Source organism: [Clostridium] scindens ATCC 35704, from assembly GCF_004295125.1.
In the GTDB taxonomy this organism is placed as follows: domain Bacteria; phylum Bacillota; class Clostridia; order Lachnospirales; family Lachnospiraceae; genus Clostridium_AP; species Clostridium_AP scindens.
This window is the reverse complement of the sequence record NZ_CP036170.1, coordinates 3,466,976-3,490,463: the sequence shown is the minus strand read 5'-3', so window position 1 is coordinate 3,490,463 and position 23,488 is coordinate 3,466,976. Positions and strand designations below refer to the sequence as shown.

Below are 23,488 nucleotides of genomic sequence, written 5' to 3'. Positions count from 1 at the left end.
ACTGCCAGTCTGGCAAGTCTTTTCCCTTTGGCTTCTATCGGGCCGTTTCGGCCGCATATCACAGATTATAGAACAAATGATTTACCAAGAATAAGAAAGGAAGATGCGAATGGCATTTCATACGGTATTATCCGCCTCCATCCAAGGGCTGCACGTGGAGATGGTTCATGTTGAGGCGGATGTAAGCAATGGACTTCCCATGTTCCATATGGTAGGATATCTGTCCGCTGAGGTAAAGGAAGCATCTGAAAGGGTAAGAACAGCAATCCGAAACGCGGGCATCCAGATACCAGCCAGGAAGGTGGTAGTGAATCTGGCCCCGGCTACGGTGAGAAAGAAGGGGGCTTCCTTTGACTTGCCAATTGCCCTGGCGGTGATGGCGGCTTTGGGTGAAATTGAGGGGGAGGAGCTGGAGCGTACGCTGGTAATCGGGGAACTGGGCCTGGATGGAAGGGTTCAGGAGGTTCCAGGCATCCTTCCAATTGTGCTGGAAGCCAGGAGGGCAGGATGTCGCACCTGCATCCTTCCGATACGCAATGCACCGGAAGGAGCGCTGGTGGAAGGGATCAGGATCTTAGGGGTCAGGCATTTGAAAGAAGCCTGTGATTACCTGAATGGAGAGGTGGCGCTTAAAGAAGAAGTAAGACAGGATGGGAAGATGGAAGGAGGGAGAGAGGAATTGTCCGTGGACTTTGGAGATATCCAGGGGCAGGAGGCAGTAAAAAGAGCGGCAGAAGTCGCGGCTGCAGGCGGTCATAATCTTCTTATGGTGGGACCTCCGGGAAGCGGGAAATCCATGCTGGCAAAAAGAATTCCCACCATTCTTCCGCCGCCTACGCCGGAAGAAAGCATAGAGATCACGAAGATTTACAGCGTTCTTGGAATGGTAGACAGGGAGCGTCCATTGATTACGGGCCGACCAGTGAGAAGCGTTCACCACACGGTGACGAAGGCTGCATTGATAGGCGGCGGGCTGGTCCCGGTTCCGGGAGAGATCAGCCTGGCCCATGAAGGCGTGCTGTTTCTGGATGAACTGGCGGAATTTCAAAAGAATGTTCTGGAAGTATTAAGACAGCCTCTGGAAGAAAAGCAGATTCGGATTGCCCGCAGCCATGGAACCTATGTGTTTCCGGCCAATTTCATACTGGTTGCCGCAATGAATCCATGCCCTTGCGGCAATTATCCGAATTTAGAAAAATGCACCTGCACGCCAGGACAGATCCGGCATTACTTGGGCAGGATCAGCCAGCCATTTCTGGATCGTATGGATCTGTGTATAGAAACTCCTCGGATCAAGTATGAAGCCTTAAGCGTCCGGAAGCCCCAGGAAAGTTCAAAAGAGGTACGAAAGAGGGTAGTAAAGACCAGAAACATCCAGAACATGCGTTATGCAGAAACCGGGATAACATCGAATGCCCTGCTGGGCGTCAGGGAACTGGAGAAGTACTGCCAATTAGGGGATAATGAAGAACGGCTGATGAAGCGCGCGTATCTGGCGATGGGGCTGACGGCAAGAACCTACCATAAGATATTGCGGGTGGCACGTACGATTGCGGATATGGAGGAGAGTGAAAGAATCCGGGAGCATCATCTGAAAGAGGCAATCAGCTACCGGACGATAGACAAGAAATATTGGGGGAGGTAGAAAAGGTGGTATATGAATACTGGCTTGCATCCATAAAACCGCTTCAGCCGAAGAAAAAGAGGATGCTAAGGGAAAATTTAGGAAGCGGAAGAACTGTTTATTATATAGAAGAAACAAAACTTCATTTTCAAGAGTATCTGAACGCGAAGGATGTTGAAACAATCAGGAAGGCGCAAGGAGATAAGAAGATTGAGGAGAGGTGGGCAAGGCTGAAAGAGGAAAATATACGGTTCATTCCTTATTTTTCCAGGGAATATCCAGAGAAACTGAAGCATATTCCTAATCCGCCTTATGCACTATATGTAAAGGGAAGCCTTCCCAAAGAAGATTCTCCCAGCGCAGCGATCGTAGGAGCCAGACGCTGCACTCCTTACGGCGAGCAGATGGCGCTTGCCTATGGAGAGAAACTTGCAAAAGCAGGAGTTCAAGTGATCAGCGGCATGGCGAGAGGAATCGATGGCGCAGGGCAAAGAGGCGCATTAAACGGAAGAGGAAGGACATATGGTATATTAGGATGCGGCGTCGATGTCTGTTATCCAAGAGAGCATATCGGGCTGTATATGGATCTTCAGGAAAATGGAGGCCTGATATCGGAGCAGATTCCGGGACAGCCGCCGCTGCCGGCATATTTTCCGGAGCGGAACCGAATCATCAGCGGTCTGTCAGATGTAGTTCTTATAATAGAAGCAAAAGAAAGAAGCGGCTCTTTGATTACCGCAGATATGGCCTTGGAACAGGGAAAGGATGTCTATGCGCTGCCTGGCCCCGTAACAAGCCCGGCAAGCCAGGGCTGCCACCGGCTGATCAAGCAAGGCGCAGGGATTCTCCTATCTCCGGAAGATCTATTAATGGAATTGGAAATCAGCAATATGAATCCAGGGCAAAATTCTGACGAAAATAAAAAAATGCTTGAAAGTCCTGAAAATATGGTGTATAGTTGTCTCGGTTTGTTCCCGAAGAGCATTGGCCAATTATTAGAAGAGACCGGACTATGTCCGAAGGAACTTCTGGAGAGGCTGATAACTCTGGAATTAGAGGGATATATTAAAGAAGTATCTAAAAATTATTATATAAGAATCCGGTGAAAGACCGGCAAGTCGTTTTTTATGGAGGAAGCAGTTATATGGCACGCTATCTTGTAATCGTGGAGTCGCCTGCAAAGGTGAAGACAATTAAAAAATTTCTGGGAAGTAATTATGTGGTTACCGCATCCAACGGGCATGTCAGGGATCTGCCCAAGAGCCAGCTGGGCGTTGACGTTGAGCATGATTATGAGCCGAAGTACATTACAATACGGGGGAAAGGAGAGATACTGGCAAATCTGCGCAAGGAAGTGAAAAAAGCAGATAAGGTGTATCTCGCGACTGACCCGGACCGGGAAGGAGAGGCTATTTCGTGGCATTTGAGCCAGGCCTTGAAGTTGGAGAATAAGAAGACTTACCGCATTAGTTTTAATGAGATTACAAAGAACGCAGTAAAAGCATCCCTTAAAAACGCAAGAGAAATTGATATGGATCTGGTTGATGCCCAGCAGGCGAGAAGGGTTCTGGATCGAATTGTCGGATACAGGATCAGCCCTCTTTTGTGGGCCAAGGTCAAGAGAGGCTTGAGTGCCGGGCGGGTTCAGTCGGTGGCGCTTCGTATTATCGCGGACCGGGAGGAAGAGATCAATGCATTCATCCCGGAAGAATACTGGACGCTGGATGCCAACTTGAAAGTAGAAGGAGAGAAGAAGATTCTGACCGCGAAATTCTACGGCACAGAGAAAAAGAAGATGACCATCCGTTCCAAGGAAGAACTGGAACAGATTCTGAAAGAAGTGGATCAGGCCGATTATTCCGTGGCAGACATTAAAAAGGGCGAGCGGATTAAAAAGGCCCCGGTTCCTTTTACCACCAGCACGCTCCAGCAGGAAGCATCCAAAGCGCTGAATTTTGCCACCTCAAAGACGATGAGGATTGCCCAGCAGCTCTATGAGGGAATTGACATCAAAGGGAATGGCACCGTCGGAATCATTACCTATCTGCGTACGGATTCCACCAGGGTATCGGAAGAGGCTGACGCCAGTGTAAGAGAATACATCGCGTCTAATTACGGAAAAGAGTATGTGGCAGCAGGAGAAGCAAAAGAAGGGGCTGACAAAAAGATCATCCAGGACGCCCATGAGGCGATAAGGCCTACGGATGTATCGCGCACGCCGGCAGTTATGAAGGATTCCCTGACCAGGGATCAGTTCCGTCTGTACCAGCTGATATGGAAACGGTTTGTTGCCAGCAGGATGCGGCCTGCCAGATACGAGACCACGTCCGTGAAGATCGCGGCAGGAACGTATCGGTTTACGGTGGCAGCGTCCAAGATTATCTTCGAAGGATTCCGTTCTGTATATACGGAGGCAGGAGAAGAGAAGGAAGAAAGCAACGTGCTGCTGAAAGGCCTTGATATGGATTCCAGGCTTACCAAAGAAAGTTTTGAGTCAAAGCAGCATTTCACCCAGCCGCCAGCCCATTATACGGAGGCAGCGCTGGTAAAGACGCTTGAGGAGCTGGGTATCGGCCGCCCAAGTACTTATGCGCCTACAATTTCTACAATTATTGCCAGAAGATATGTGGCCAAGGAGAATAAGAACCTTTATCTCACAGAGATCGGCGAAGTGGTCAATAATATTATGAAGCAGTCCTTTCCCAGCATTGTGGACGTGAACTTCACAGCCAATATGGAAAGCCTTCTTGATGGGGTGGCAGAGGGAAAAGTAGGATGGAAGACGATTATCGAGAATTTCTATCCGGATCTTGAGAAAGCCGTCGAAAAAGCGGAGAAGGAACAGGAAGCAGTCAAGATAGAAGATGAGGTTACGGATGTGATCTGTGACCAGTGCGGCCGCAATATGGTCATTAAATATGGACCCCATGGACGTTTCCTGGCTTGTCCGGGATTCCCGGAGTGCAGGAATACCAAGCCTTATCTGGAAAAGATCGGCGTGCCTTGCCCGGTCTGCGGCAAGGATGTGGTGATCCGTAAGACGAAGAAGGGACGAAAATATTATGGGTGCGAAGACAACCCCAATTGCGAATTTATGTCCTGGCAGAAGCCATCGACGAAGAAGTGTCCGAGGTGTGGAAGCCATATGGTAGAAAAGGGAAATAAGCTGCTTTGCAGTGATGAACAATGCGGATATGTGGAAAATAAAGAGATTATTAAAAATATTTAGGAAATTCATTGAATGTTATTGAATTGTATGATAATATAACAATCAAAGGATGGAGGAATGGCAATGAGTGTACAATTGTTAGATAAAACTAGAAAAATCAACAAATTACTGCATAATAATAATTCCAGCAAGGTCGTATTTAATGATATCTGCGAAGTGCTTACTGAAATACTGGATTCCAATGTTCTGGTAGTCAGTAAAAAGGGCAAAGTGCTGGGCGGCAGTAATTGCGAGGGAGTTCCAATTATCAAGGAACTGCTGGAGCGGGAAGTCGGGAGGCATATCGATGATATGCTGAATGAGCGCCTGCTGAGTATTTTATCCACCAAGGAGAATGTAAACCTGCAGACCCTTGGATTTTCGGAAGAGGCGGTGAAGGGTTATCAGGCCATCATCACCCCCATTGATATTGCAGGCGAGCGTCTGGGAACACTATTTATCTATAAGAGAGACCAGATGTATGAAATTGACGACATTATTTTAAGTGAATATGGAACAACGGTAGTAGGACTTGAAATGCTCAGGTCCGTAAATGAGGAGAGCGCTGAAGAGACCAGGAAGGAGCATATCGTCCAGTCGGCTATCAGCACCCTGTCCTATTCAGAACTGGAGGCGATCATCCATATCTTTGAGGAACTGGATGGCACGGAGGGAATCCTGGTTGCCAGCAAGATCGCAGACCGGGTAGGGATTACCAGATCCGTGATTGTAAATGCGCTCCGGAAATTCGAAAGCGCCGGAGTGATCGAGTCACGTTCTTCCGGTATGAAGGGAACCTATATCAAGGTCGTAAATGATTATGTATTTACGGAACTGGAACATATCAAGGCAGAACGTGCAAAATAAGAAAGACGGATAAAGGGGTATCGGGCGACTGATACCCTTATTTGAACTTGGGAAGGGAGAAGCAGGCATGTATGAGGAGTGTTCCGCTGATATCAAGATGACCCGTATGATCTTGAAAGAAGGGTTCTTTGATAAGGCAACGTACCATTGCAGCATAATCACGTATAATCCGGAAGAAGAATGTATATATTTGTTATCAGATGAGACGCAGCTTCCGGTCTTCTCCCTGGATGGCATCTACGAATGCAGGATCGACACGCCCAAGGGCGTTATCGGATGTAGCGGAACCATCAGGGAAAGATATTGGAATAAGGTTGGGAGAATCGTAAAATTCCAGATTCGGAATGGATTTTATAAAAATCTTGTAAACTAAATATAAAGGTTGTTGACAAAATAACGAGAGAGTGCTATTTTATATCTAGAGTCTTTTAGCACTCTCTTTTTATGAGTGCTAACAAATATAGATAATATTAAGGAGGAATAAATATGAAATTAGTACCATTGGGAGACAGAGTCGTATTAAAACAGTTAGTAGCAGAAGAAACTACAAAATCCGGAATCGTGATTCCCGGACAGTCCAAAGAGAAACCGCAGCAGGCAGAAGTAATCGCTGTTGGACCTGGTGGAACAGTTGATGGCAAGGAAGTTAAGATGAATGTCGCGACAGGCCAGAAAGTTATTTATTCTAAATATGCAGGAACAACGGTTGAAATTGATGATGAAGAGTATATCATCGTAAAACAGGATGATATCCTTGCAATCGTTGAATAAAGAAGTGAAGTTTGAAAAAGATTATAGCATAGAAAGAGCAGGAGGAATGTAATCATGGCAAAGGAAATTAAATATGGCGCTGAGGCAAGAAGCGCATTGGAAACAGGAGTTAACCAGCTGGCAGATACCGTTAGGGTAACGCTTGGACCAAAAGGACGTAACGTAGTGTTGGATAAATCTTTCGGCGCGCCGCTTATCACGAACGACGGTGTTACGATTGCAAAAGAAATCGAGCTTGAGGATGCTTTTGAGAATATGGGAGCGCAGCTGATCAAGGAAGTTGCATCCAAGACCAACGACGTGGCCGGTGATGGCACAACCACAGCAACCGTGCTTGCACAGGCAATGGTTCATGAAGGTATGAAGAATCTGGCTGCAGGGGCAAACCCGATTATCCTTCGCAAAGGCATGAAAAAGGCAACTGACAAGGCGGTTGATGCAATCGCTAAGATGTCCAGCAAAGTAAAGGACAAAGATCAGATCGCAAAAGTTGCAGCAATCTCCGCAGGCGATGTAGAAGTTGGGGAGATGGTTGCGGATGCAATGGAGAAGGTTTCCAATGACGGCGTAATTACGATCGAAGAATCCAAGACGATGAAGACGGAACTGGATCTGGTAGAAGGTATGCAGTTTGACCGCGGATATGTTTCCGCATACATGGCAACGGATATGGATAAGATGGAAGCAAATCTGGAAGATCCATATATCCTGATTACAGACAAGAAGATTTCCAATATCCAGGATATTCTTCCTCTGTTAGAGCAGATCGTACAGTCTGGAGCAAGACTTCTGATCATCGCTGAGGATATCGAGGGCGAGGCTCTTACCACATTGATTGTAAACAAACTGCGTGGAACCTTCAATGTAGCGGCCGTAAAAGCACCTGGATATGGAGACAGAAGAAAAGAGATGCTCAAAGATATCGCGATCCTGACAGGCGGACAGGTGATCTCTGATGAACTGGGAATGGATCTGAAAGAGACTACGATGGAGCAGTTAGGACGTGCCAAATCCGTCAAGATCCAGAAAGAGAATACCGTTATTGTGGATGGCATAGGAGACAAGAAAGAGATTGCTGACCGTGTCGCTCAGATCAAGGCTCAGATTGAAGAGACCACATCTGATTTCGATAAAGAAAAATTACAGGAAAGACTTGCAAAACTGGCAGGCGGCGTAGCGGTAATCCGTGTAGGAGCAGCAACCGAGACTGAGATGAAGGAAGCAAAAATGCGTATGGAAGATGCCCTGAATGCCACAAGAGCGGCAGTTGAAGAAGGCATCATCGCAGGAGGCGGATCTGCATATATCCACGCGGCAAAAGAAGTGGCAGCATTGGCAGAAAGCCTGGAGGGCGATGAGAAGACTGGCGCGAACGTAGTATTGAAGGCACTGGAGTCTCCGCTGTATCATATTGCTGCAAATGCCGGACTGGAAGGTTCCGTAATTATCAACAAGGTAAAAGAGTCTGATCCAGGATACGGATTCGACGCGCTGACAGAAAACTATGTAGATATGGTAGAGAGCGGAATCCTGGATCCTGCAAAGGTTACAAGAAGCGCTCTTCAGAACGCTACCAGCGTTGCATCTACACTGCTTACGACAGAGTCTGTTGTTGCCAACATTAAGGAAGAGACACCGGCAATGCCTGCAGGAGCAGGGGCCGGAATGGGCATGATGTAACGTAAATCATTTCTGCAGCTATATAAAGTATGAAATTTTTGAAAACTCCTCTGACGGGGAGTTTTCTTTTTGCCTGAAAGTATGGTACAATAATGGCATTCAGTATAGATTGTGGAGGAATAAAAGATGAGCGACTATTATACAGAACAGTTAGTGAAGAAACAGGCGGGCATGAAGGATATTGTAATAAAGGCGGCGCTGGTTGCGGTGACGATCGTTTCTGTCTTGATCGTGTTTCTGTTTCCATTCGGTATTATCCTGCCGGTCCTGGCGGTTATTCTGGATGTGCTCATGTTCCGGAGGTTGAATGTGGAGTATGAGTACCTGTTTGTGAATGGGGATCTGGATATTGACAAGATTATGAACAAGGCAAAGCGCAAGCGGATGTTTTCCGCTAACGTCAATGATCTTGAGATTCTGGCACCCGCTGATTCTATCGAAGTACGCCAGTACCAGAAGGCCAAGACCTATAATTACAGTTCCGGGAGCGGACAAGCCGCCCTCTATGCGCTTGTAGTATCCGAGAGGGGCGAGCAGAAGAAGATTATATTTGAACCGAATGATACGATTGTAGAAGGGTTTTATATGATGGCCCCCAGGAAGGTCGTGCGCAAGTAAATTTAAAAAGTGGTCGAAATATGTTGACAAATAGTGCGCAGATTGGTTATCATAGCAGTTAATCGTAAAATTTGAAAAGAGAAAGAGAGGATATAATCATGGGAAAGATAATTGGAGATGGGATTACATTCGATGATGTGCTCTTAGTTCCGGGCTATTCAGAAGTGATTCCGAACCAAGTGGATTTATCAACCTACCTGACCAAGAAGATTAAGTTAAACATACCGATGATGAGCGCGGGAATGGATACGGTTACGGAACACCGTATGGCAATCGCGATGGCAAGACAGGGGGGCATCGGTATTATTCATAAGAACATGCCTATTGAGCAGCAGGCAGAAGAAGTGGACAAGGTAAAGCGTTCTGAAAATGGCGTAATCACAGATCCTTTTTACCTGTCACCGGAACATACTCTGGAGGATGCCAATAATCTGATGGCGAAGTTTCGGATATCTGGCGTTCCGATTACCGAAGGAAAGAAATTAGTTGGTATCATCACGAACCGTGATTTAAAATTCGAAGAAGACTTTTCAAAGAAGATCAAAGAATCCATGACTTCCGAAGGATTAATCACAGCTCCGGAGGGAATCACATTGGACGAGGCCAAGAAGATTCTGGCAAAGGCAAGAAAGGAAAAACTCCCGATCGTGGATAAGGACTTTAACCTGAAGGGACTGATCACGATCAAGGATATCGAGAAGCAGATCAAGTATCCGCTGTCAGCCAAGGACGGACAAGGACGCCTGCTGTGCGGCGCGGCAATCGGCATTACGGCAAACTGCCTTGACCGGGCTCAGGAACTGGTGAACGCAAAAGTCGACGTGGTAGTTCTGGACTCCGCTCATGGCCATTCCGCAAATGTTCTGCATACGGTTGACATGATCAAGAGCAAGTTCCCGGATCTGCAGGTGATTGCAGGAAACGTGGCTACCGCAAAAGCAGCGGAAGCGCTGATTAAGTCTGGCGCTGATGCGGTCAAGGTGGGAATCGGACCGGGGTCTATCTGTACCACCCGCATTATTGCAGGAATCGGAGTTCCTCAGATTACCGCTGTCATGAATTGCTACGAGGCGGCAGACAAGTATGGGGTTCCGATTATTGCCGATGGAGGAATCAAGTACTCCGGAGATATGACAAAGGCAATTGCGGCAGGAGCGAATGTCTGCATGATGGGAAGTATCTTTGCAGGATGCGATGAAAGCCCCGGAACCTTTGAACTGTACCAGGGAAGGAAATATAAGGTATACCGTGGGATGGGATCCATCGCAGCGATGGAGAACGGAAGCAAGGACCGCTATTTCCAGACGGATGCGAAGAAACTGGTTCCGGAAGGCGTGGAAGGCCGTGTTGCCTATAAAGGCACGGTGGAAGATACGGTATTCCAGCTGATGGGCGGCTTGCGTTCAGGCATGGGATATTGCGGCGCGCCGACAATCGAGGATCTGAAGCAGAAGGGACAGTTCGTGAAGATCTCTTCCGCATCCCTGAAGGAAAGCCATCCTCACGATATCCATATTACGAAGGAAGCGCCAAACTACAGCGTAGATGAGTAAAAAAGAAGCGATATAGTTAAGAGCCATATAAAAGACGTCCGTAAGGGAAACATCCACCGGGCGTCTTTTTTAAAGCCCACGGATTGTAAGGATAGGAGGATAGAGGAGAAGATGCCTCTCAGGCAGAGCCTGGACGGGATCTGGTATTTTGCCTATGCTAGCAATCCGGCTATGCGTATCAAGGAATTCAGATTTGTAATTCAAAGGAGGCAAAGAGATGACACATAGTTTTGGAATGACATCTAAGGGAGAAGAGGCAAGACTTTTTACCATTCAGAATGATAAGGGCATGGAGATAAAAGTGTCCGATTATGGAGCCACACTGGTACAGGTAAGGGTTCCTGACAAGGAAGGAAGACTTCTGGATGTGGTGCTGGGATATGATGATGTACAAGGATATGAGGCGGGGAATGCATTTTTCGGCGCTACGATAGGAAGGGTCGCAAACCGTATTGGAAACGGAGAATTCCGGCTGGGTGGAAGAACCTATGAACTGACGCGTAACGATGGACAGAACACCCTCCACGGCGGCAGGGATTTTTACAATAAAAGAATTTGGAAGACCGGGGAGACGCAGGAGGACCATGTGGAATTTCTGATGGACAGCCCTTCCGGAGACCAGGGGTTCCCGGGGAATGTAAAGATTAGTGTGACATATACATTGACAAAGGACAATGAGGTAAAGATTCATTACCGGGCAGTTCCGGATGCGGATACCCTGATGAATCTGACCAACCATAGTTATTTTAATTTGTCCGGCCATGCATCCGGCACCGTGCTTGATCAGGAAGTGATGCTGTATGCGGATGCATATGCCAGAGCGGACAGCCAGTCCATTCCTACAGGAGAGATCGTGCCGGTTAGCGGAACGCCGATGGACTTCAGGCAGTTAAAGCCTGTAGGGGCAGAGATAGAAGAAGCCTATGAGGCGCTGGAATTCGGCAAGGGCTATGATCATAACTGGGTGCTGAACGGAAATGGGTATCGCAAGGCGGCATTTATGCGATCGAAGGAGTCAGGGATTGCTATGGAGGTATACACGGATCTTCCGGGCATGCAATTCTACACGGCCAACTTTGTGGATCATGAAAAGGGCAAGGCAGGAGCAGTCTATAACATGCGCCAGGCAGCCTGCTTTGAGACCCAGTATTTTCCGGACGCAGTGCACAAGGATCACTTTGAGGGTCCGGAAGTGAAGGCAGGGGAGGTATATGAGACTACAACGGCGTACCGGTTTGTCAAAGGATAATAGCCTGTGAATCTTCAGAAAATCATAAGTAACTTTTCATAAAAAACTGCGGATTATATGGTATGATAATACCAGATAAACGAATGAAAAGTTTACGGAGAGTATGGATGAGGAAGAAGAGGAATTACCATAGAAAATTAACGGACGCGCAGCGAAAGAGAAAGATCCGGCGTAATATCCGCCTGGGACTTCTTATATTATTAGTCCTGGCAGTCTTATTTGAAATACTGAGGATTGTCAAGCCTGCCTGGTTTACGGACGAATATGTGGAACTGAAAGGGAAGGATATCGATGCGGCAAGGCCGGACATCGACGTGGAACTTCTGACGGTGAACCCGTATTCCAGGCCGGGAACGGAGGCGAAGAAGATTACAGGCGTTGTCGTGCACTATACCGCCAATCCCGGAGCGTCAGCCATGGACAACCGGAATTATTTTGAAAACCTCAAAGACAGCCACGAGACCAAGGTGAGCAGCAACTTTGTGGTAGGCCTGGAAGGAGAGATCGTCCAGTGCGTTCCCACCTGGGAGGAGGCCTATGCGTCCAACAGTCGGAACCTTGACACGGTATCCATCGAGTGCTGCCATCCGGATGAGACTGGGAAATTTAACGATAAGACCTATCAATCTATGGTGGAATTATGTGCTTGGCTGTGCCTGAAGTTCGATTTAGATGGGAATGACGTGATACGTCACTATGATGTGACTGGCAAGGATTGTCCAAAGTATTTCGTGGAAAATGAGAAGGCATGGGAGCAATTCAGGAAGGATGTAGGAAAGCAGCTGGATAGACTTAAATAAAAGTTATATAGAAGATTCGAAAAACAGCATGGGCAATTTCCCATGCTGTTTTTCGATTGCTGCTTTCCTAGTCCAGATATCCAAGCCTTTCCAGCGTATTCAATACCAGGTGACGGCCGGCGTCCGTTCCATCAATGATGCGTCTTGCACGGACTGAGTCGCCGATATTGATGATTTCCGTATCTGTACCCTCAAACCCTTCTGCAATCGCGTCCCAGATTGGTGCGTTTGCCTTCATTCCCAGGCATACGAATCCATAATCAAAGTGCAGCTCCTCCTCTTTGCCATCGTATTTTACCAGGAAGGAATGAGGATTTACTTTCATCAGCGCGGTGTTCGTCATCTGTCTGACCTGGTGCTTCTCCATACATTCTTTCATGCTGGCGGTAGACGAGGCGTCCAGCCCGTTTCCGATCATCGGAAGCATCTCGACGATGGCAGTATCTGCCCCGCGGGGAGCGAAGAATTCCACCACATCCAGGCCGACTGCTCCGCCGCCGATGACGACCACCTTTTTGCCGGTCATGTCTTCGGGGTAGGAGTCTATCTGGTCAATCATGTCCAGAATAGAGTATACGCAAGCCTCCTCATTCTTAAGGTTTTCATGCAGCCCTTCAATCGGAGGAAGGAGGGGGACAGAGCCTGTCGCATTGACAACAAGATGGGGGTTTTGTTCCTTGATCACGTCCAAGGTAGCATCCACGCCGGTGAGGATTTTAAGGTTTTTAAGCTTGGAGGCGCGGCGCTTCAAGTATGCAGGGAAGTCCGCAAGTCTTTTCTTGGCAGGAATCTTGGATATTTCTACAGAAAGGCCTCCTATGGAATCCTTTTTTTCCAGCAGCGTAACATTGCATCCGACCTCCGCCGCGGTGCAGGCGGCTTCCAGTCCGGCGGTTCCTGCGCCTACTACGACTACGTGGCATGGCTTTTTGACGGCTGTCTTTTTATAGGATTCTCCATTGATGAGATCCGGATTGATGGTGCATCTAAGGGGCTTGTTGCCTCCGATACGGTTCCCTACGCATCCGACATTACAGGAGATGCATTTGCGGATGTCTCTTACATCCCCATATCTGGCCTTGTTGCACCAGTCAGGATCGGCGATCAGTCCGCGGCCCATGCCGATCAAGTCCGCATCGCCTCTAGCCAGGATATCCTCCGCAACCTGAGGATTGCGGATATTGCCGATAGCAATCGTGGGCTTGCCGAACTTGTCCCGGACAGCCTTGGCCATATAAGAGCGCCAGCCGTCTTCCAGATAGTTGGCATCAATCTGGTATTGGATTGAAGGATTCAGCCCGGAAGAGGTATCAAAAAGATCTACTTCATCGTTGAGATATTCCAGGTATTCCAGGCAGTCATCCACAGAATTGCCTCCTTCTACCAATTCATCAACGCTGAGACGAAGGGAGATGGGAACTCTTGGCCCGATGGCTTTCCTTACTTCGTCAATGACCATGCGGCAGAATCTTGCGCGGTTCTTGGCACAGCCGCCAAATTCATCGGTACGGTCATTCATGGTCGGCGACAAGAACTGGCTGATCAGGTAGGAGTGGCCGGCGTGAACCTCAATCAGGTCAAACCCCGCGTTGACGGCGCGTCTTGCGGCGGCGCCGTAGTCTTTGGCAATGCTCTTTAATTCTTCCTTGGAAAGAGGACGAGGAATGTCCCCGCCAGACTTGGAAGGAAGGGTGGATGCGGAGACCGGCTGCATGCCAATGCGGGACGCCATGGCGGACGCGCCGGCGTGGTTGATCTGGATGCCCATGCACGCGCCATGGCGGTGACAGGCTTCCGTGAGCGCAAACAGGCGGGGAATATAGCAGTCTTTGTCGATCCGCAGCTGGGTGGTCCCATTGGAGCCCTCCGGATATTTGACGCAGATGTTCTCTACGATGATCAGGCCTGCGCCGCCCCGGGCTCTTAACTCATAGTATTTGATATGCTCGTCGCTTAACTGGCCGTCATGCCCTGCAAAATCGCTCCCCATGGGCATCATTGCAACTCGGTTTCGCATGGTCATTCCCCTTAAGGAAAGTGTGGAAAAGACGTGTGGATAGTTATTCTTCATAGTATCATCCTCCAATTTTTTTCAGTTGGTAAACCGTTGATTTAACTCTTTAACTGGATTATAATTCATCGTTAAATATAAAACAAATTCATGTTTTTGACGTAGACGATAGAATTTGTCTATGTATTGTGCTATACTTGGTAAAAATCGACAAAGGAGGATAAAATATGAACTTAAATCAGCTACAATACTTTGTAACACTTGCACATATGGAGCATTACACAAGAGCAGCGGAAAAACTGTCAATCACGCAGCCAAGTTTAAGTCATGCGATTTCCTCGTTAGAAAATGAGCTAGGGACTTATCTGTTTGAAAAGCAGGGACGGAATGTTGTCCTGACCAAGTACGGCAGGCTATTTATGGAATATGCCGAAGAAGCGTTAAGCATTCTGGATGCAGGCATACGCAAGATGAAAGCGATGACGAGCGAAACCAGCGGACACATAGACATGGGATATATCTATACTCAGGGAGGAGAATTCATACCGGAGGTGGTGAAAGGGTTCTTGAATGAGAACCCGCACAGGGAGGTGGAATTCGGCTTTCACAATGGCGTGACAGAGAAAATCTTAAAGGGAATCCGGGAAGAAAAATACGACGTAGGCTTCTGCTCCATGAAAGAGGGGCAGAAAGATCTGGAGTTCTTTCCTGTGGCACAGGAGAAACTGATTGCGGCGGTTCCATTGGGACACCCCCTGGCAAGCCGGGGCAGCGTGGAAATTGCGGAACTGGCAGTCTATCCCCAGATTTTCTTTAATGAAGAGAGCGGCCTGCGGCCCGTGATAGACCAGATATTCAAAGAGCAAGGGGAAAAGCCGGATATCCGGTACATGGTGGATGAAGACAGCGCGCTTGTAGGACTGGTGGCAAAAGGCTTCGGCGTTGGAATCGTGCCGGACGTGCCGGCCATACGCAGTATGCGTGCCGCATTCCTGGAAATAGAGAATCTGAATTATAGGAGGCTGATCTATATGGTTACCTGCAAGAATAAATATCTGGCCCCAATAGCAAAGGATTTTATAGACTATGTCAAGTCGCGGCATGGCTTGAAAAAATAGACGGAAATTCTTGCGAAAGTGCGGGAATATTGATATAATACACGAGTGTGTATACCATGTATGCCCTACGAAGGAAGGGCGCAGATATGCTTGTTAACAGTTTGAAAGTAGATAGGAAGTAGGAGAGATAAGACATGAATGATTTAGAGATGTACAGAGAGCAGTTGGGGCTGTGCGATGACAAGATTATTGACGCGTTGGTAGAGCGTAATGCGATCATTGAGAAGATCATGGCATATAAGGAAACGTATGGAATGCCGATCCTGCAGCCGCAGCAGGAGGCGAAACAGAAGACGAGGCTGGAAGAGAAACTTGCCGATAACAAGTACAAAGAGGAAATCTATGATGTTTTCCGTTGCATTCTGCGTAACAGCAAGAGAATCCAGGCCAGAAAATTATTTGATTACAATATTGTGCTGATTGGATTTATGGGAGCAGGAAAGACCACCATATCCGATTACCTGAGTACCATGTTTGCCATGGAAATCATCGAGATGGATCAAGTGATCGCAGAACGGGAAGAGATGAGTATTCCTGATATCTTTGCTACATACGGGGAAGAATACTTCCGTGACCTGGAGACAAATCTGCTGATCGAAATGCAGTCTCATAAGAATACGGTGATCTCCTGCGGCGGCGGCGCTGCCTTAAGAGAGAGAAACGTAGCGGAGATGAAGAAGAACGGCAGGGTGGTGCTTCTGACTGCAAGCCCGGAGACCATCTATGAAAGGGTGAAGGACAGCGATGACAGGCCTGTGCTCAAAGGAAGGAAGAATGTAAAGGGCATCTCTGAACTTATGGAGCAGCGTCGTGAAAAATACGAAGCGGCAGCAGACATCGTAATTAATACGGATGACAAGACAGTCCTGCAGATCTGCGAGGAACTAATCCAGCGACTGTCGGAAATGGAAGAACGCTAATGTTTGATATGTTTTATCCAGACAGGTATATTGCATCTACCTATGTCATAGATTTTGAAAAATTGTACGAAGAAGGCTACAGGGGCCTGATCTTCGATATAGACAATACGTTAGTCCCCCATGGCGCGCCGGCGGACAACAGGGCGATAACGCTGTTTGACAGGCTTAGAAAGATCGGTTTCAGGAGCTGCCTGATCTCCAATAACCAGGAACCCAGGGTCAAGATGTTCAATCAGGATATCCAGACAGATTATGTATACAATGCCCATAAGCCATCCACGAAGAACTATATCAAGGCCATGGAGAAGATGGGGACAGATCGGAGCAACACGCTGTTTATCGGAGATCAGCTTTTTACCGATGTATGGGGTGCTAAGAGGGCTGGAATCCATAATATTCTGGTAAAGCCGATTCATCCGAAAGAAGAGTTTCAGATCGTTCTGAAGCGGTATTTGGAGAAAATCGTGCTATTCTTTTACCGCAGGAGTCTTATGCGGTAAAAAAGGGTTGAAAAAAGGCGTAATCTATTATAGAATGAAAAAAGTGAAAGAACGTATAGTGCCATCCGGGCACGACTAAGGAGGATTATAGAATGGTATCAGCAGGAGATTTTAAGAACGGCCTTACTGTAGAGATTGAAGGAAACGTATTCCAGATTCTGGAATTCCAGCATGTAAAGCCGGGAAAAGGTGCGGCTTTCGTACGTACAAAGTTAAAGAATATTATTAACGGCGGCGTTGTTGAGAAGACATTCCGCCCAACAGAAAAGTTTGAGAACGCGCATATCGACAGAAAAGAGATGCAGTATCTCTACAACGACGGAGATCTTTACTATTTCATGGACACAGAGACCTATGACCAGATTGCTGTCAATAACGACACAGTAGGGGATTCCCTGAAGTTTGTAAAAGAGAATGAAAACGTCAAGCTCAGTTCTTACCAGGGCAGCGTATTTGCCATAGAGCCGCCTCTGAACGTAGAACTTGAGATTACGGAGACAGAGCCTGGATTCAAGGGTGATACGGCAACAGGCGCTACAAAGCCGGCGATTGTTGAGACGGGCGCGCAGGTAATGGTTCCTCTGTTCGTTGAATCAGGCGAGAAGATCAAGATCGACACGCGTACAGGAGACTATCTTTCCAGAGTATAATGCTAATTGTAAAAAAAGCCTTGCAATTTTTGCGGGGCTTTTTTATAATTGTAATACCATAATCAATCAACTCATATTTTTCTATCTTTTCAAAGGCGCGTTCGTGCCGCGTTACCATGAAAAAATACCATGCTGCCATAAGGAAAGGAGTTCTATGACTTATTACCAGTTTATCCAGGCAGTGGAAGTGAAAGTAAAGGAGAGGATCCAAGAGAATGTGACCGTTTCCATCCACACCGCGGTCAAGAATAACGGCACAAGGAGGCAGGGGCTTAATATCGTGGAGCAGGGAATCAATATATCCCCCACCATCTATCTGGAAGAGTACTACCAGCAGTTCCAGCATGGAGGAACGGTGGAGGAGATTGCGGGAGATATCTTAAGGCTGTATGCACAAGTGCGATTTGGAAGTTCTTTTGAAAGCGATTATATTAAGGACTATGAGCGTGTCAGAGGGAAGATCATATATCATCTGGTCAACCGCGAATCCAATCGTCAGATGCTTAAAAACGCGCCGCATAAACGATATCTGGACCTGGCGGTGATCTTCTATGCACTGCTGGAAGTGACTCCCTATGGTACTGCATCCATGATGATAAGAAATGAGCATCTTGCCATGTGGGGCGAGACCATGGAGGGCGTGTATAGGTGGGCATGCAGGAATACCCACGTGCTGCTCCCGGATGAATTCCAGACCATGCGGGCGGTGATTGAGGAATTGACGGGCATGGAAGAAAAGGGGAAAGAGGATATGATGTACATCTTAAGCAATGAGATCCGCAGTTACGGCGCAGCGGCGATCCTGTACGAAGGAAGGCTTGAAAAGATCGGCGACTATCTTAAGGAAAATTATTATGTGCTGCCAAGCAGCGTCCATGAGGTGATCATCGTGCCGGAGAGTGAGGCGCCAGGACAGGCGGAACTAAGCAGGCTGGTGAAAGAGATCAATGAGACGCAGGTGGATCCGGAGGAAGTGCTTTCAAACCATGCGTACTATTATGACCGGAAGCAGAAAAAATTGCGGATCTAGCTTGAAAAATCGCCTGAAATAAAAAAGTAAAGGAAATGTCGTAATCATTTCCTTTACTTTTTTGGATAAATGTGTTAATATTACAAAGGCAATTTCATAAAGGTAATCATACATGCACCCGTAGCTCAGGGGATAGAGCACCGCCCTCCGGAGGCGGGAGCGGCGGTTCGAATCCGCCCGGGTGTGTACTTTTTTAAGTGCTTATAAGTGGAGGTAGTCTTATGGAAGGAAGAAGCAAAGACTATTCCGCCAGGCGCAAGGTTCGGGGAAGGGCAGGCATTATCATAACCCTGGCCGTACTTGTACTGGTGATCGGAGTAGCCGGATTCAGCCTTACCAACGAGAAAGCCCGGAAAGCACAAAAGACAAATTCAGAGGATCTGAAGACGGAGAACAGAGGATGCAGCAGCATGGAGCTGAATCCGCTTCGGATGGATGAATATCCGGAGATTACCGGCGTAGTGGACAAGTATTACCAGTCGCTGGGAGATAAAGCAAGTTTTGTAGAAGCCTATGATAATATCAAGGTATATACTAAACTTGGAAAGTATAAGGATACATATGTGGCATTTGTCAGATATGAGATGAAGATAAAGGATATCTATACAAAGGTTCCGGGACTTGGCACCGTATATGTCTGCAAAGACAAGGATGGCGGGTATCAAGTCAGTGCAGCCGTAGAAGAGGAGGATGTAAAGTCCTATATCAATGAAATCGCACAGCATGAGGATGTACAGGCTCTGATTGAAGAGACGCAGACGGCGTATCATGAGGCTGTGCAGTCGGATGCACTTCTTCAGGAAGCGCTAATAGATTTAAAAAATGCTTATGAAGACTCTACCGGAAGCTGATCGAGGTTTTGGAGGGGGCAGGCCCTTGTGGGATATGCAGGGGACTGGCCTCTTTTATGATGTTTATATTTAAGAAGGAATGAGAGACGAAGGATGGGAGCATATGTCTGGTTATAAGATGGCATTTAAGAAGGCTTTCCCGTACACGATTCCGGTACTGACCGGCTATCTGTTTATCGGGATAGCATTTGGCGTGATGTATGCAGAGAAGGGATATTCCTTTCTCTGGGCAATGCTGATGAGCCTGCTGGTCTACGCTGGATCAGGACAATACCTGGCTGTGAATTTTTTTGTGCCTGGGATTTCACTTATCCAGGTGATATTCATGACGCTGATGGTGAACGTGCGACACATATTCTACGGAATATCGCTGCTGGAGAGATTTCATAATATGGGAAAGAAACGCTGGTATATGATATTCGGGCTTACGGATGAGACCTATTCTCTGCTTTGTACTACAAACGTCCCAGAAGGGGTGGAGGAAGAAAAATTCCTGTTTGCCATATCCATCATGAACCAGTCCTACTGGGTCATCGGCTCCGCCATCGGCGGGCTTGCCGGAACGCTGATTCCCTTTAATTCAGAAGGAATTGATTTTGCCATGACAGCCTTGTTCGTGGTGATATTTGTAGAGCAGTGGATGGATCGCAAGAACTGTATTCCAGAGATGATCGGCGTGGCCGCATCCTTTATCTGCCTGCAGATATTCGGGATGGACAGTTTCGTGCTGCCGTCCATGATTTTAATCATTCTGGTTCTTTTTATCGCAAGGACCAGGCTGGAAAGGCAGGTGGATGGGACATGCCAATAAGTGCAGCAATGTCATTTCTTGTGATCCTGACGGTTGCCTTGACTACATTTGCGACCAGAGTGGTTCCCTTTCTGATCTTCCCGAAAGGGAAAGAGATTCCGGCCGTGATCCAGTACCTGGGGAAGGTACTGACTCCGGCGGTAATCGGGATGCTGGTGGTATACTGCCTGAAGGCTACGCCCGTGATGAAGGCGCCCCATGGGCTGCCTGAGGCCATAGCGGTGGCGGTTACGGCCGGACTGCACGTCTGGAAGAGGAACAATCTTCTGAGCATCGGCGCCGGGACGATCCTCTATATGGTACTAATCCAGGCTGTATTCTAATAAGAGATTCATAAAAAGGCCATGAGGTTCGCTCGGAACTCATGGCCTTTTGGCTGATTAGATTAAGTTGATCTTCTTTTTCATAATGTAGTAGGACAAGATATAAAACACTACATCGACTACCAGCGATAAGACGGTGGTGACCTTCAGTATATCGATCATGTAGGCGATGAAGTTAAAGTCCGCTGGCGGGGCAGAACTGCTTGCAATCAAGAATGTATCCGAGAACGATCCATAGATTACCATGACGACAAAGGATATGACGGATACGACCGTGGTAAGGGCAAAATAAGAAACCACGGCTCCCAGGATGCGGTGGCCGGAGAATAACTGCCCAAGTATGATGGAAACATAGATCGTGAGCACACTGGTAATAGCGCTGATGATCAGGAAGAATAAGAGTCCGGCCACGATGGCGCCCAAGGACACCCCGGCGTATTTGCCGGTGACTCCCAGTTCCCTGAGAATCTGGTCTTTATTACTGTTGAATGCGTCCACCACGAACGGAGTGGCAGAAATAATATAAAAGGACGCAAGCAGCAGAATCATATCGAGGCTTCCCCAGATGCTGCCGGCAATCGTCTTGGACAGCAGATGCTGGCCGCTGGTGACCGGAAGCGTGCGGGTAAGGTAGCCCTCATCAGAGAACAGGTTCTTGTAAAAACGGACGGTGATCACTATAAAGGTTCCAAATGATACGCCCATAATAATCAGGAAGAACAGCAGGAAGGATAAGCCCAGCAATGTACCGTCCTTCGGTGTCTCCACAAGCACGCGCCCGGTCAGGAAGAAGCGTACCAGCAGCGCGGCAAACAGAAGAAACCCGTGGATAAGAATAAGAAAGCGGTTCAGTGCTTTCATGTCGTATTTTATCAGTTTTCCTAACATCTGAACACCTCCCGGAATAACCCATCAACAGACTTGCCCTGCTCCAGGCGTATTTCATCTACCGTCGCATTGAGCGCCACCTGACCCTGACGGATGAACAGCACCCGATCCAGTATGTTCTCGATGTCATGAATCAGATGCGTGGAGATAAGGATTGTGGCATTCTCATTGTAGTTGCTGAGAATCGTGTGAAGGATATAATCTCTTGCAGCTGGATCTACGCCGCCGATTGGCTCATCCAGGATGTACAGCCTTGCATCCCTGCTCATGACCAGAATCAACTGCACCTTTTCCTTCGTGCCCTTAGATAAGGTCTTTAAACGGGCATTGGCATTGATCTCCAGATCCGTCAGCATCTGATAGGCCCTGTCTGTCACAAAATTGTCATAAAAATCAGCAAAGTATTGGATAATATCCCTGACCTTCATGGAATCGTCCAGATAGGTGCGCTCGGGAAGGTAGGAGATAATCTTCTTGGTAGCGACTCCGGGCTCCTTCCCATCGATCAGCACCTTTCCCTGGGTAGGCACCAGCGCGTCATTGATCAGCTTGATCAGCGTAGTCTTTCCGCTTCCATTTGGCCCAAGCAGCCCTACGATCTGACCTTGCTCCAAGGTAAGGTTCAGATTGTTTAGGGCGTAAAAGTTGTTATTATATTTCTTAGAAAGACCAACGCATTCCAAGATTGGATTCATATTAGTGTTCCCCCTTTATAGCTTCCTGTATTAAACGCAGAGTCTCTTCCTCCTGAAAGCCTAACTGCTTCATCTTTTCAATGAATTCCCGGATGTGCTCACTGGCGAGACTCTCTTTTAAGTGTTTCAGCATCTTCTCATCCTCCGTAATAAACCTGCCGCTGGTCCGCTGGGAATGTACAAGTCCATTGCGCTCCAGCTCGGACAGGGCTTTCTGCATCGTATTGGGATTGACTGCGGCTTCCAGTGCAAGATCCCTGACAGAGGGCAGCTTGTCCCCTGGCTTATATACGCCGGCCACGATATCTAGCCGGATTTTTTCCATCAGCTGAAGATAGATTGGGCGGTCATTATCTAAATCCCATGGCATTCTCTTCACCTCGCTTTTGAGATCTGTTGTATTATCTATATAGTACAATAATACATGTGAGGGGAAATGTCAAGGGTAAGATGAAATATGAATGGGAAAATGCAGAAGAAAAGCCGGACGGGAAGGAACCCCAAAGAGGAGGGATTCCCTTCCGGCCGGCATAGCGTCCGCGCATCTGTAATTATGAATCGCCGGTCTTTAGGAATTTATCTTTTCCCTGATGGCAGATCGGGCAGGCGTAGGTATCTGGAAGTTCTTCGAAGGGGATATCCCCATCGTAGACGTATCCGCAGATGCTGCATACCCACTTTGCGCCGGAATCGCTGGCAGGCTCGTCTTCCTGAGGAAGATAGGTAGGAGCGTTCTTGGGGCTCTTGCCTTTTACAACCTTATGGTAATAGGAATAGGTCATGGCAGGATCTGAGCCAATGACGTCCCCGTCGATAACTTCGCCTAAAAAGACGGTGTGGGTCGAGGCCTCCATCTTATCAATGAGGCGGCAGACGATATAGCCGCAGGAATCTTTGACGATGGGAAGTCCTTCTTTGACGGTGTAATCGATGTCATCGAATTTATTGACATCCCTTCCTGTACGGAAGCCGAAGCATCCGATCAGGCCTGGGTCGGAAGTTTCCGACAGAATGGATATGGCGAACTTGCCGGTCCTTGAAATGCAGGAATTGGTATAGTTATCATGATTCATGCTTAAGGCGATTGTCGCAGGGGATGAGGTGATCTGCATGATGCTGTTGGCGATGCAGCCGGTATTGCGGTCTCCATCAAGGGAAGACACTACATAGACGCCATAGGACAGGTTGCGAAAAACGTTTGGGTTCATAAGAAATCCTCCTTTATTTAATAATAATAATTGTTACTAATAATATAGCACTTTCCTGGATTTTTTGCAATAAGAGTTTTAAGATATGGTTGTTGCCTGGAAATCCTTGTGAT

24 protein-coding genes and 1 tRNA gene are annotated in these 23,488 nt (G+C 47.6%); 20 read left to right on the top strand and 5 right to left on the bottom strand.

Annotation, left to right across the window (positions count from 1 at the left end; all coding sequences use genetic code 11):
- Window positions 1–109: 109 nt before the first annotated feature.
- From HDCHBGLK_RS17900 to HDCHBGLK_RS17850, 11 genes are all read left to right on the top strand, one after another.
- Window positions 110–1,645, top strand: a complete 1,536-nt coding sequence (locus tag HDCHBGLK_RS17900) for a YifB family Mg chelatase-like AAA ATPase (RefSeq protein ID WP_009248642.1) — start codon at window positions 110–112, stop codon at window positions 1,643–1,645.
- Between the two features lie 5 nt (window positions 1,646–1,650).
- Window positions 1,651–2,730: a DNA-processing protein DprA gene (gene dprA, locus HDCHBGLK_RS17895; protein ID WP_009248641.1), complete on the top strand. Its 1,080-nt coding sequence runs from the start codon at window positions 1,651–1,653 to the stop codon at window positions 2,728–2,730.
- Between the two features lie 38 nt (window positions 2,731–2,768).
- A complete protein-coding gene (gene topA, locus HDCHBGLK_RS17890) occupies window positions 2,769–4,853 on the top strand; it encodes a type I DNA topoisomerase (RefSeq protein WP_039909173.1) in 2,085 nt (694 codons plus the stop codon).
- Window positions 4,854–4,916: 63 nt separating this feature from the next.
- On the top strand, window positions 4,917–5,699 hold the full coding sequence (gene codY, locus HDCHBGLK_RS17885) for a GTP-sensing pleiotropic transcriptional regulator CodY (protein WP_009248639.1): 783 nt from the start codon (window positions 4,917–4,919) through the stop codon (window positions 5,697–5,699).
- Window positions 5,700–5,766: 67 nt separating this feature from the next.
- Window positions 5,767–6,072, top strand: a complete 306-nt coding sequence (locus tag HDCHBGLK_RS17880) for a hypothetical protein (protein WP_004604766.1) — start codon at window positions 5,767–5,769, stop codon at window positions 6,070–6,072.
- A gap of 113 nt (window positions 6,073–6,185) precedes the next feature.
- Complete coding sequence (locus HDCHBGLK_RS17875; RefSeq protein WP_004604767.1) at window positions 6,186–6,470, top strand: co-chaperone GroES; 285 nt, start codon at window positions 6,186–6,188, stop codon at window positions 6,468–6,470.
- A 54-nt stretch (window positions 6,471–6,524) separates the two neighbouring features.
- Complete coding sequence (gene groL / locus HDCHBGLK_RS17870; RefSeq protein ID WP_004604768.1) at window positions 6,525–8,150, top strand: chaperonin GroEL; 1,626 nt, start codon at window positions 6,525–6,527, stop codon at window positions 8,148–8,150.
- A gap of 126 nt (window positions 8,151–8,276) precedes the next feature.
- Window positions 8,277–8,768: a DUF6106 family protein gene (locus tag HDCHBGLK_RS17865; RefSeq protein ID WP_004604769.1), complete on the top strand. Its 492-nt coding sequence runs from the start codon at window positions 8,277–8,279 to the stop codon at window positions 8,766–8,768.
- A gap of 98 nt (window positions 8,769–8,866) precedes the next feature.
- On the top strand, window positions 8,867–10,321 hold the full coding sequence (gene guaB, locus HDCHBGLK_RS17860) for an IMP dehydrogenase (protein WP_004604770.1): 1,455 nt from the start codon (window positions 8,867–8,869) through the stop codon (window positions 10,319–10,321).
- A 217-nt stretch (window positions 10,322–10,538) separates the two neighbouring features.
- On the top strand, window positions 10,539–11,570 hold the full coding sequence (locus HDCHBGLK_RS17855) for an aldose epimerase family protein (protein WP_009248637.1): 1,032 nt from the start codon (window positions 10,539–10,541) through the stop codon (window positions 11,568–11,570).
- Between the two features lie 107 nt (window positions 11,571–11,677).
- Complete coding sequence (locus HDCHBGLK_RS17850) at window positions 11,678–12,370, top strand: peptidoglycan recognition protein family protein (protein WP_009248636.1); 693 nt, start codon at window positions 11,678–11,680, stop codon at window positions 12,368–12,370.
- A gap of 67 nt (window positions 12,371–12,437) precedes the next feature.
- On the opposite strand, the gene HDCHBGLK_RS17845 is transcribed toward HDCHBGLK_RS17850, so the two are convergent.
- The gene (locus HDCHBGLK_RS17845) at window positions 12,438–14,441 is read right to left on the bottom strand and encodes an oxidoreductase (protein ID WP_039909174.1); all 2,004 of its coding nucleotides are present in this window, start codon (window positions 14,439–14,441) and stop codon (window positions 12,438–12,440) included.
- A gap of 167 nt (window positions 14,442–14,608) precedes the next feature.
- Here HDCHBGLK_RS17845 and HDCHBGLK_RS17840 point away from each other — a divergent pair, with 167 nt between their 5' ends.
- From HDCHBGLK_RS17840 to HDCHBGLK_RS17800, 9 genes are all read left to right on the top strand, one after another.
- Window positions 14,609–15,499, top strand: coding sequence for a LysR family transcriptional regulator (locus tag HDCHBGLK_RS17840; RefSeq protein ID WP_004604774.1), 891 nt, complete (start codon window positions 14,609–14,611; stop codon window positions 15,497–15,499).
- A 134-nt stretch (window positions 15,500–15,633) separates the two neighbouring features.
- Complete coding sequence (locus tag HDCHBGLK_RS17835) at window positions 15,634–16,419, top strand: shikimate kinase (protein WP_004604775.1); 786 nt, start codon at window positions 15,634–15,636, stop codon at window positions 16,417–16,419.
- A complete protein-coding gene (locus tag HDCHBGLK_RS17830; protein WP_004604776.1) occupies window positions 16,419–16,919 on the top strand; it encodes a YqeG family HAD IIIA-type phosphatase in 501 nt (166 codons plus the stop codon). Before HDCHBGLK_RS17835 ends, HDCHBGLK_RS17830 begins: the two co-directional genes overlap by 1 nt.
- A gap of 92 nt (window positions 16,920–17,011) precedes the next feature.
- Window positions 17,012–17,569, top strand: coding sequence for an elongation factor P (efp, locus tag HDCHBGLK_RS17825; RefSeq protein ID WP_004604777.1), 558 nt, complete (start codon window positions 17,012–17,014; stop codon window positions 17,567–17,569).
- 154 nt (window positions 17,570–17,723) lie between these two features.
- Window positions 17,724–18,599, top strand: a complete 876-nt coding sequence (locus HDCHBGLK_RS17820; RefSeq protein ID WP_004604778.1) for a DUF5688 family protein — start codon at window positions 17,724–17,726, stop codon at window positions 18,597–18,599.
- A 114-nt stretch (window positions 18,600–18,713) separates the two neighbouring features.
- Window positions 18,714–18,785: transfer RNA gene (locus HDCHBGLK_RS17815), tRNA-Arg, on the top strand.
- A 35-nt stretch (window positions 18,786–18,820) separates the two neighbouring features.
- Complete coding sequence (locus HDCHBGLK_RS17810; protein WP_004604779.1) at window positions 18,821–19,450, top strand: hypothetical protein; 630 nt, start codon at window positions 18,821–18,823, stop codon at window positions 19,448–19,450.
- A gap of 103 nt (window positions 19,451–19,553) precedes the next feature.
- A complete protein-coding gene (locus HDCHBGLK_RS17805; protein WP_009248634.1) occupies window positions 19,554–20,261 on the top strand; it encodes an AzlC family ABC transporter permease in 708 nt (235 codons plus the stop codon).
- Window positions 20,252–20,584: a branched-chain amino acid transporter permease gene (locus HDCHBGLK_RS17800; RefSeq protein ID WP_004604781.1), complete on the top strand. Its 333-nt coding sequence runs from the start codon at window positions 20,252–20,254 to the stop codon at window positions 20,582–20,584. Before HDCHBGLK_RS17805 ends, HDCHBGLK_RS17800 begins: the two co-directional genes overlap by 10 nt.
- Before the next feature lie 57 nt (window positions 20,585–20,641).
- Here the strand turns inward: HDCHBGLK_RS17800 and HDCHBGLK_RS17795 are convergent, their stop codons facing one another.
- The 4 genes from HDCHBGLK_RS17795 to HDCHBGLK_RS17780 form a co-directional block, all read right to left on the bottom strand.
- The gene (locus HDCHBGLK_RS17795) at window positions 20,642–21,472 is read right to left on the bottom strand and encodes a hypothetical protein (protein ID WP_004604782.1); all 831 of its coding nucleotides are present in this window, start codon (window positions 21,470–21,472) and stop codon (window positions 20,642–20,644) included.
- Entirely contained in the window at window positions 21,466–22,167 is a 702-nt protein-coding gene (locus HDCHBGLK_RS17790; protein ID WP_004604783.1) for an ABC transporter ATP-binding protein, read from the bottom strand. The genes HDCHBGLK_RS17795 and HDCHBGLK_RS17790 overlap by 7 nt, the downstream gene beginning before the upstream one ends.
- A 1-nt stretch (window position 22,168) precedes the next feature.
- A complete protein-coding gene (locus HDCHBGLK_RS17785; RefSeq protein WP_004604784.1) occupies window positions 22,169–22,537 on the bottom strand; it encodes a GntR family transcriptional regulator in 369 nt (122 codons plus the stop codon).
- Window positions 22,538–22,718: 181 nt separating this feature from the next.
- Window positions 22,719–23,375, bottom strand: coding sequence for a flavin reductase (locus HDCHBGLK_RS17780; protein ID WP_004604785.1), 657 nt, complete (start codon window positions 23,373–23,375; stop codon window positions 22,719–22,721).
- Between the last annotated feature and the right edge of the window lie 113 nt (window positions 23,376–23,488).

What these genes read in the sequence shown, in the direction of transcription:
- HDCHBGLK_RS17900 (WP_009248642.1), top strand. Translation starts at nt 110, where the DNA reads ATGGCATTTCATACGGTATTATCCGCCTCCATCCAAGGGCTGCACGTG.
- topA (WP_039909173.1), top strand. Translation starts at nt 2,769, where the DNA reads ATGGCACGCTATCTTGTAATCGTGGAGTCGCCTGCAAAGGTGAAGACA.
- codY (WP_009248639.1), top strand. Translation starts at nt 4,917, where the DNA reads ATGAGTGTACAATTGTTAGATAAAACTAGAAAAATCAACAAATTACTG.
- HDCHBGLK_RS17880 (WP_004604766.1), top strand. Translation starts at nt 5,767, where the DNA reads ATGTATGAGGAGTGTTCCGCTGATATCAAGATGACCCGTATGATCTTG.
- HDCHBGLK_RS17875 (WP_004604767.1), top strand. Translation starts at nt 6,186, where the DNA reads ATGAAATTAGTACCATTGGGAGACAGAGTCGTATTAAAACAGTTAGTA.
- groL (WP_004604768.1), top strand. Translation starts at nt 6,525, where the DNA reads ATGGCAAAGGAAATTAAATATGGCGCTGAGGCAAGAAGCGCATTGGAA.
- HDCHBGLK_RS17865 (WP_004604769.1), top strand. Translation starts at nt 8,277, where the DNA reads ATGAGCGACTATTATACAGAACAGTTAGTGAAGAAACAGGCGGGCATG.
- guaB (WP_004604770.1), top strand. Translation starts at nt 8,867, where the DNA reads ATGGGAAAGATAATTGGAGATGGGATTACATTCGATGATGTGCTCTTA.
- HDCHBGLK_RS17855 (WP_009248637.1), top strand. Translation starts at nt 10,539, where the DNA reads ATGACACATAGTTTTGGAATGACATCTAAGGGAGAAGAGGCAAGACTT.
- HDCHBGLK_RS17850 (WP_009248636.1), top strand. Translation starts at nt 11,678, where the DNA reads ATGAGGAAGAAGAGGAATTACCATAGAAAATTAACGGACGCGCAGCGA.
- HDCHBGLK_RS17845 (WP_039909174.1), bottom strand. Translation starts at nt 14,441, where the DNA reads ATGAAGAATAACTATCCACACGTCTTTTCCACACTTTCCTTAAGGGGA.
- HDCHBGLK_RS17840 (WP_004604774.1), top strand. Translation starts at nt 14,609, where the DNA reads ATGAACTTAAATCAGCTACAATACTTTGTAACACTTGCACATATGGAG.
- HDCHBGLK_RS17835 (WP_004604775.1), top strand. Translation starts at nt 15,634, where the DNA reads ATGAATGATTTAGAGATGTACAGAGAGCAGTTGGGGCTGTGCGATGAC.
- HDCHBGLK_RS17830 (WP_004604776.1), top strand. Translation starts at nt 16,419, where the DNA reads ATGTTTGATATGTTTTATCCAGACAGGTATATTGCATCTACCTATGTC.
- efp (WP_004604777.1), top strand. Translation starts at nt 17,012, where the DNA reads ATGGTATCAGCAGGAGATTTTAAGAACGGCCTTACTGTAGAGATTGAA.
- HDCHBGLK_RS17820 (WP_004604778.1), top strand. Translation starts at nt 17,724, where the DNA reads ATGACTTATTACCAGTTTATCCAGGCAGTGGAAGTGAAAGTAAAGGAG.
- HDCHBGLK_RS17810 (WP_004604779.1), top strand. Translation starts at nt 18,821, where the DNA reads ATGGAAGGAAGAAGCAAAGACTATTCCGCCAGGCGCAAGGTTCGGGGA.
- HDCHBGLK_RS17805 (WP_009248634.1), top strand. Translation starts at nt 19,554, where the DNA reads ATGTCTGGTTATAAGATGGCATTTAAGAAGGCTTTCCCGTACACGATT.
- HDCHBGLK_RS17800 (WP_004604781.1), top strand. Translation starts at nt 20,252, where the DNA reads ATGCCAATAAGTGCAGCAATGTCATTTCTTGTGATCCTGACGGTTGCC.
- HDCHBGLK_RS17795 (WP_004604782.1), bottom strand. Translation starts at nt 21,472, where the DNA reads ATGTTAGGAAAACTGATAAAATACGACATGAAAGCACTGAACCGCTTT.
- HDCHBGLK_RS17790 (WP_004604783.1), bottom strand. Translation starts at nt 22,167, where the DNA reads ATGAATCCAATCTTGGAATGCGTTGGTCTTTCTAAGAAATATAATAAC.
- HDCHBGLK_RS17785 (WP_004604784.1), bottom strand. Translation starts at nt 22,537, where the DNA reads ATGCCATGGGATTTAGATAATGACCGCCCAATCTATCTTCAGCTGATG.
- HDCHBGLK_RS17780 (WP_004604785.1), bottom strand. Translation starts at nt 23,375, where the DNA reads ATGAACCCAAACGTTTTTCGCAACCTGTCCTATGGCGTCTATGTAGTG.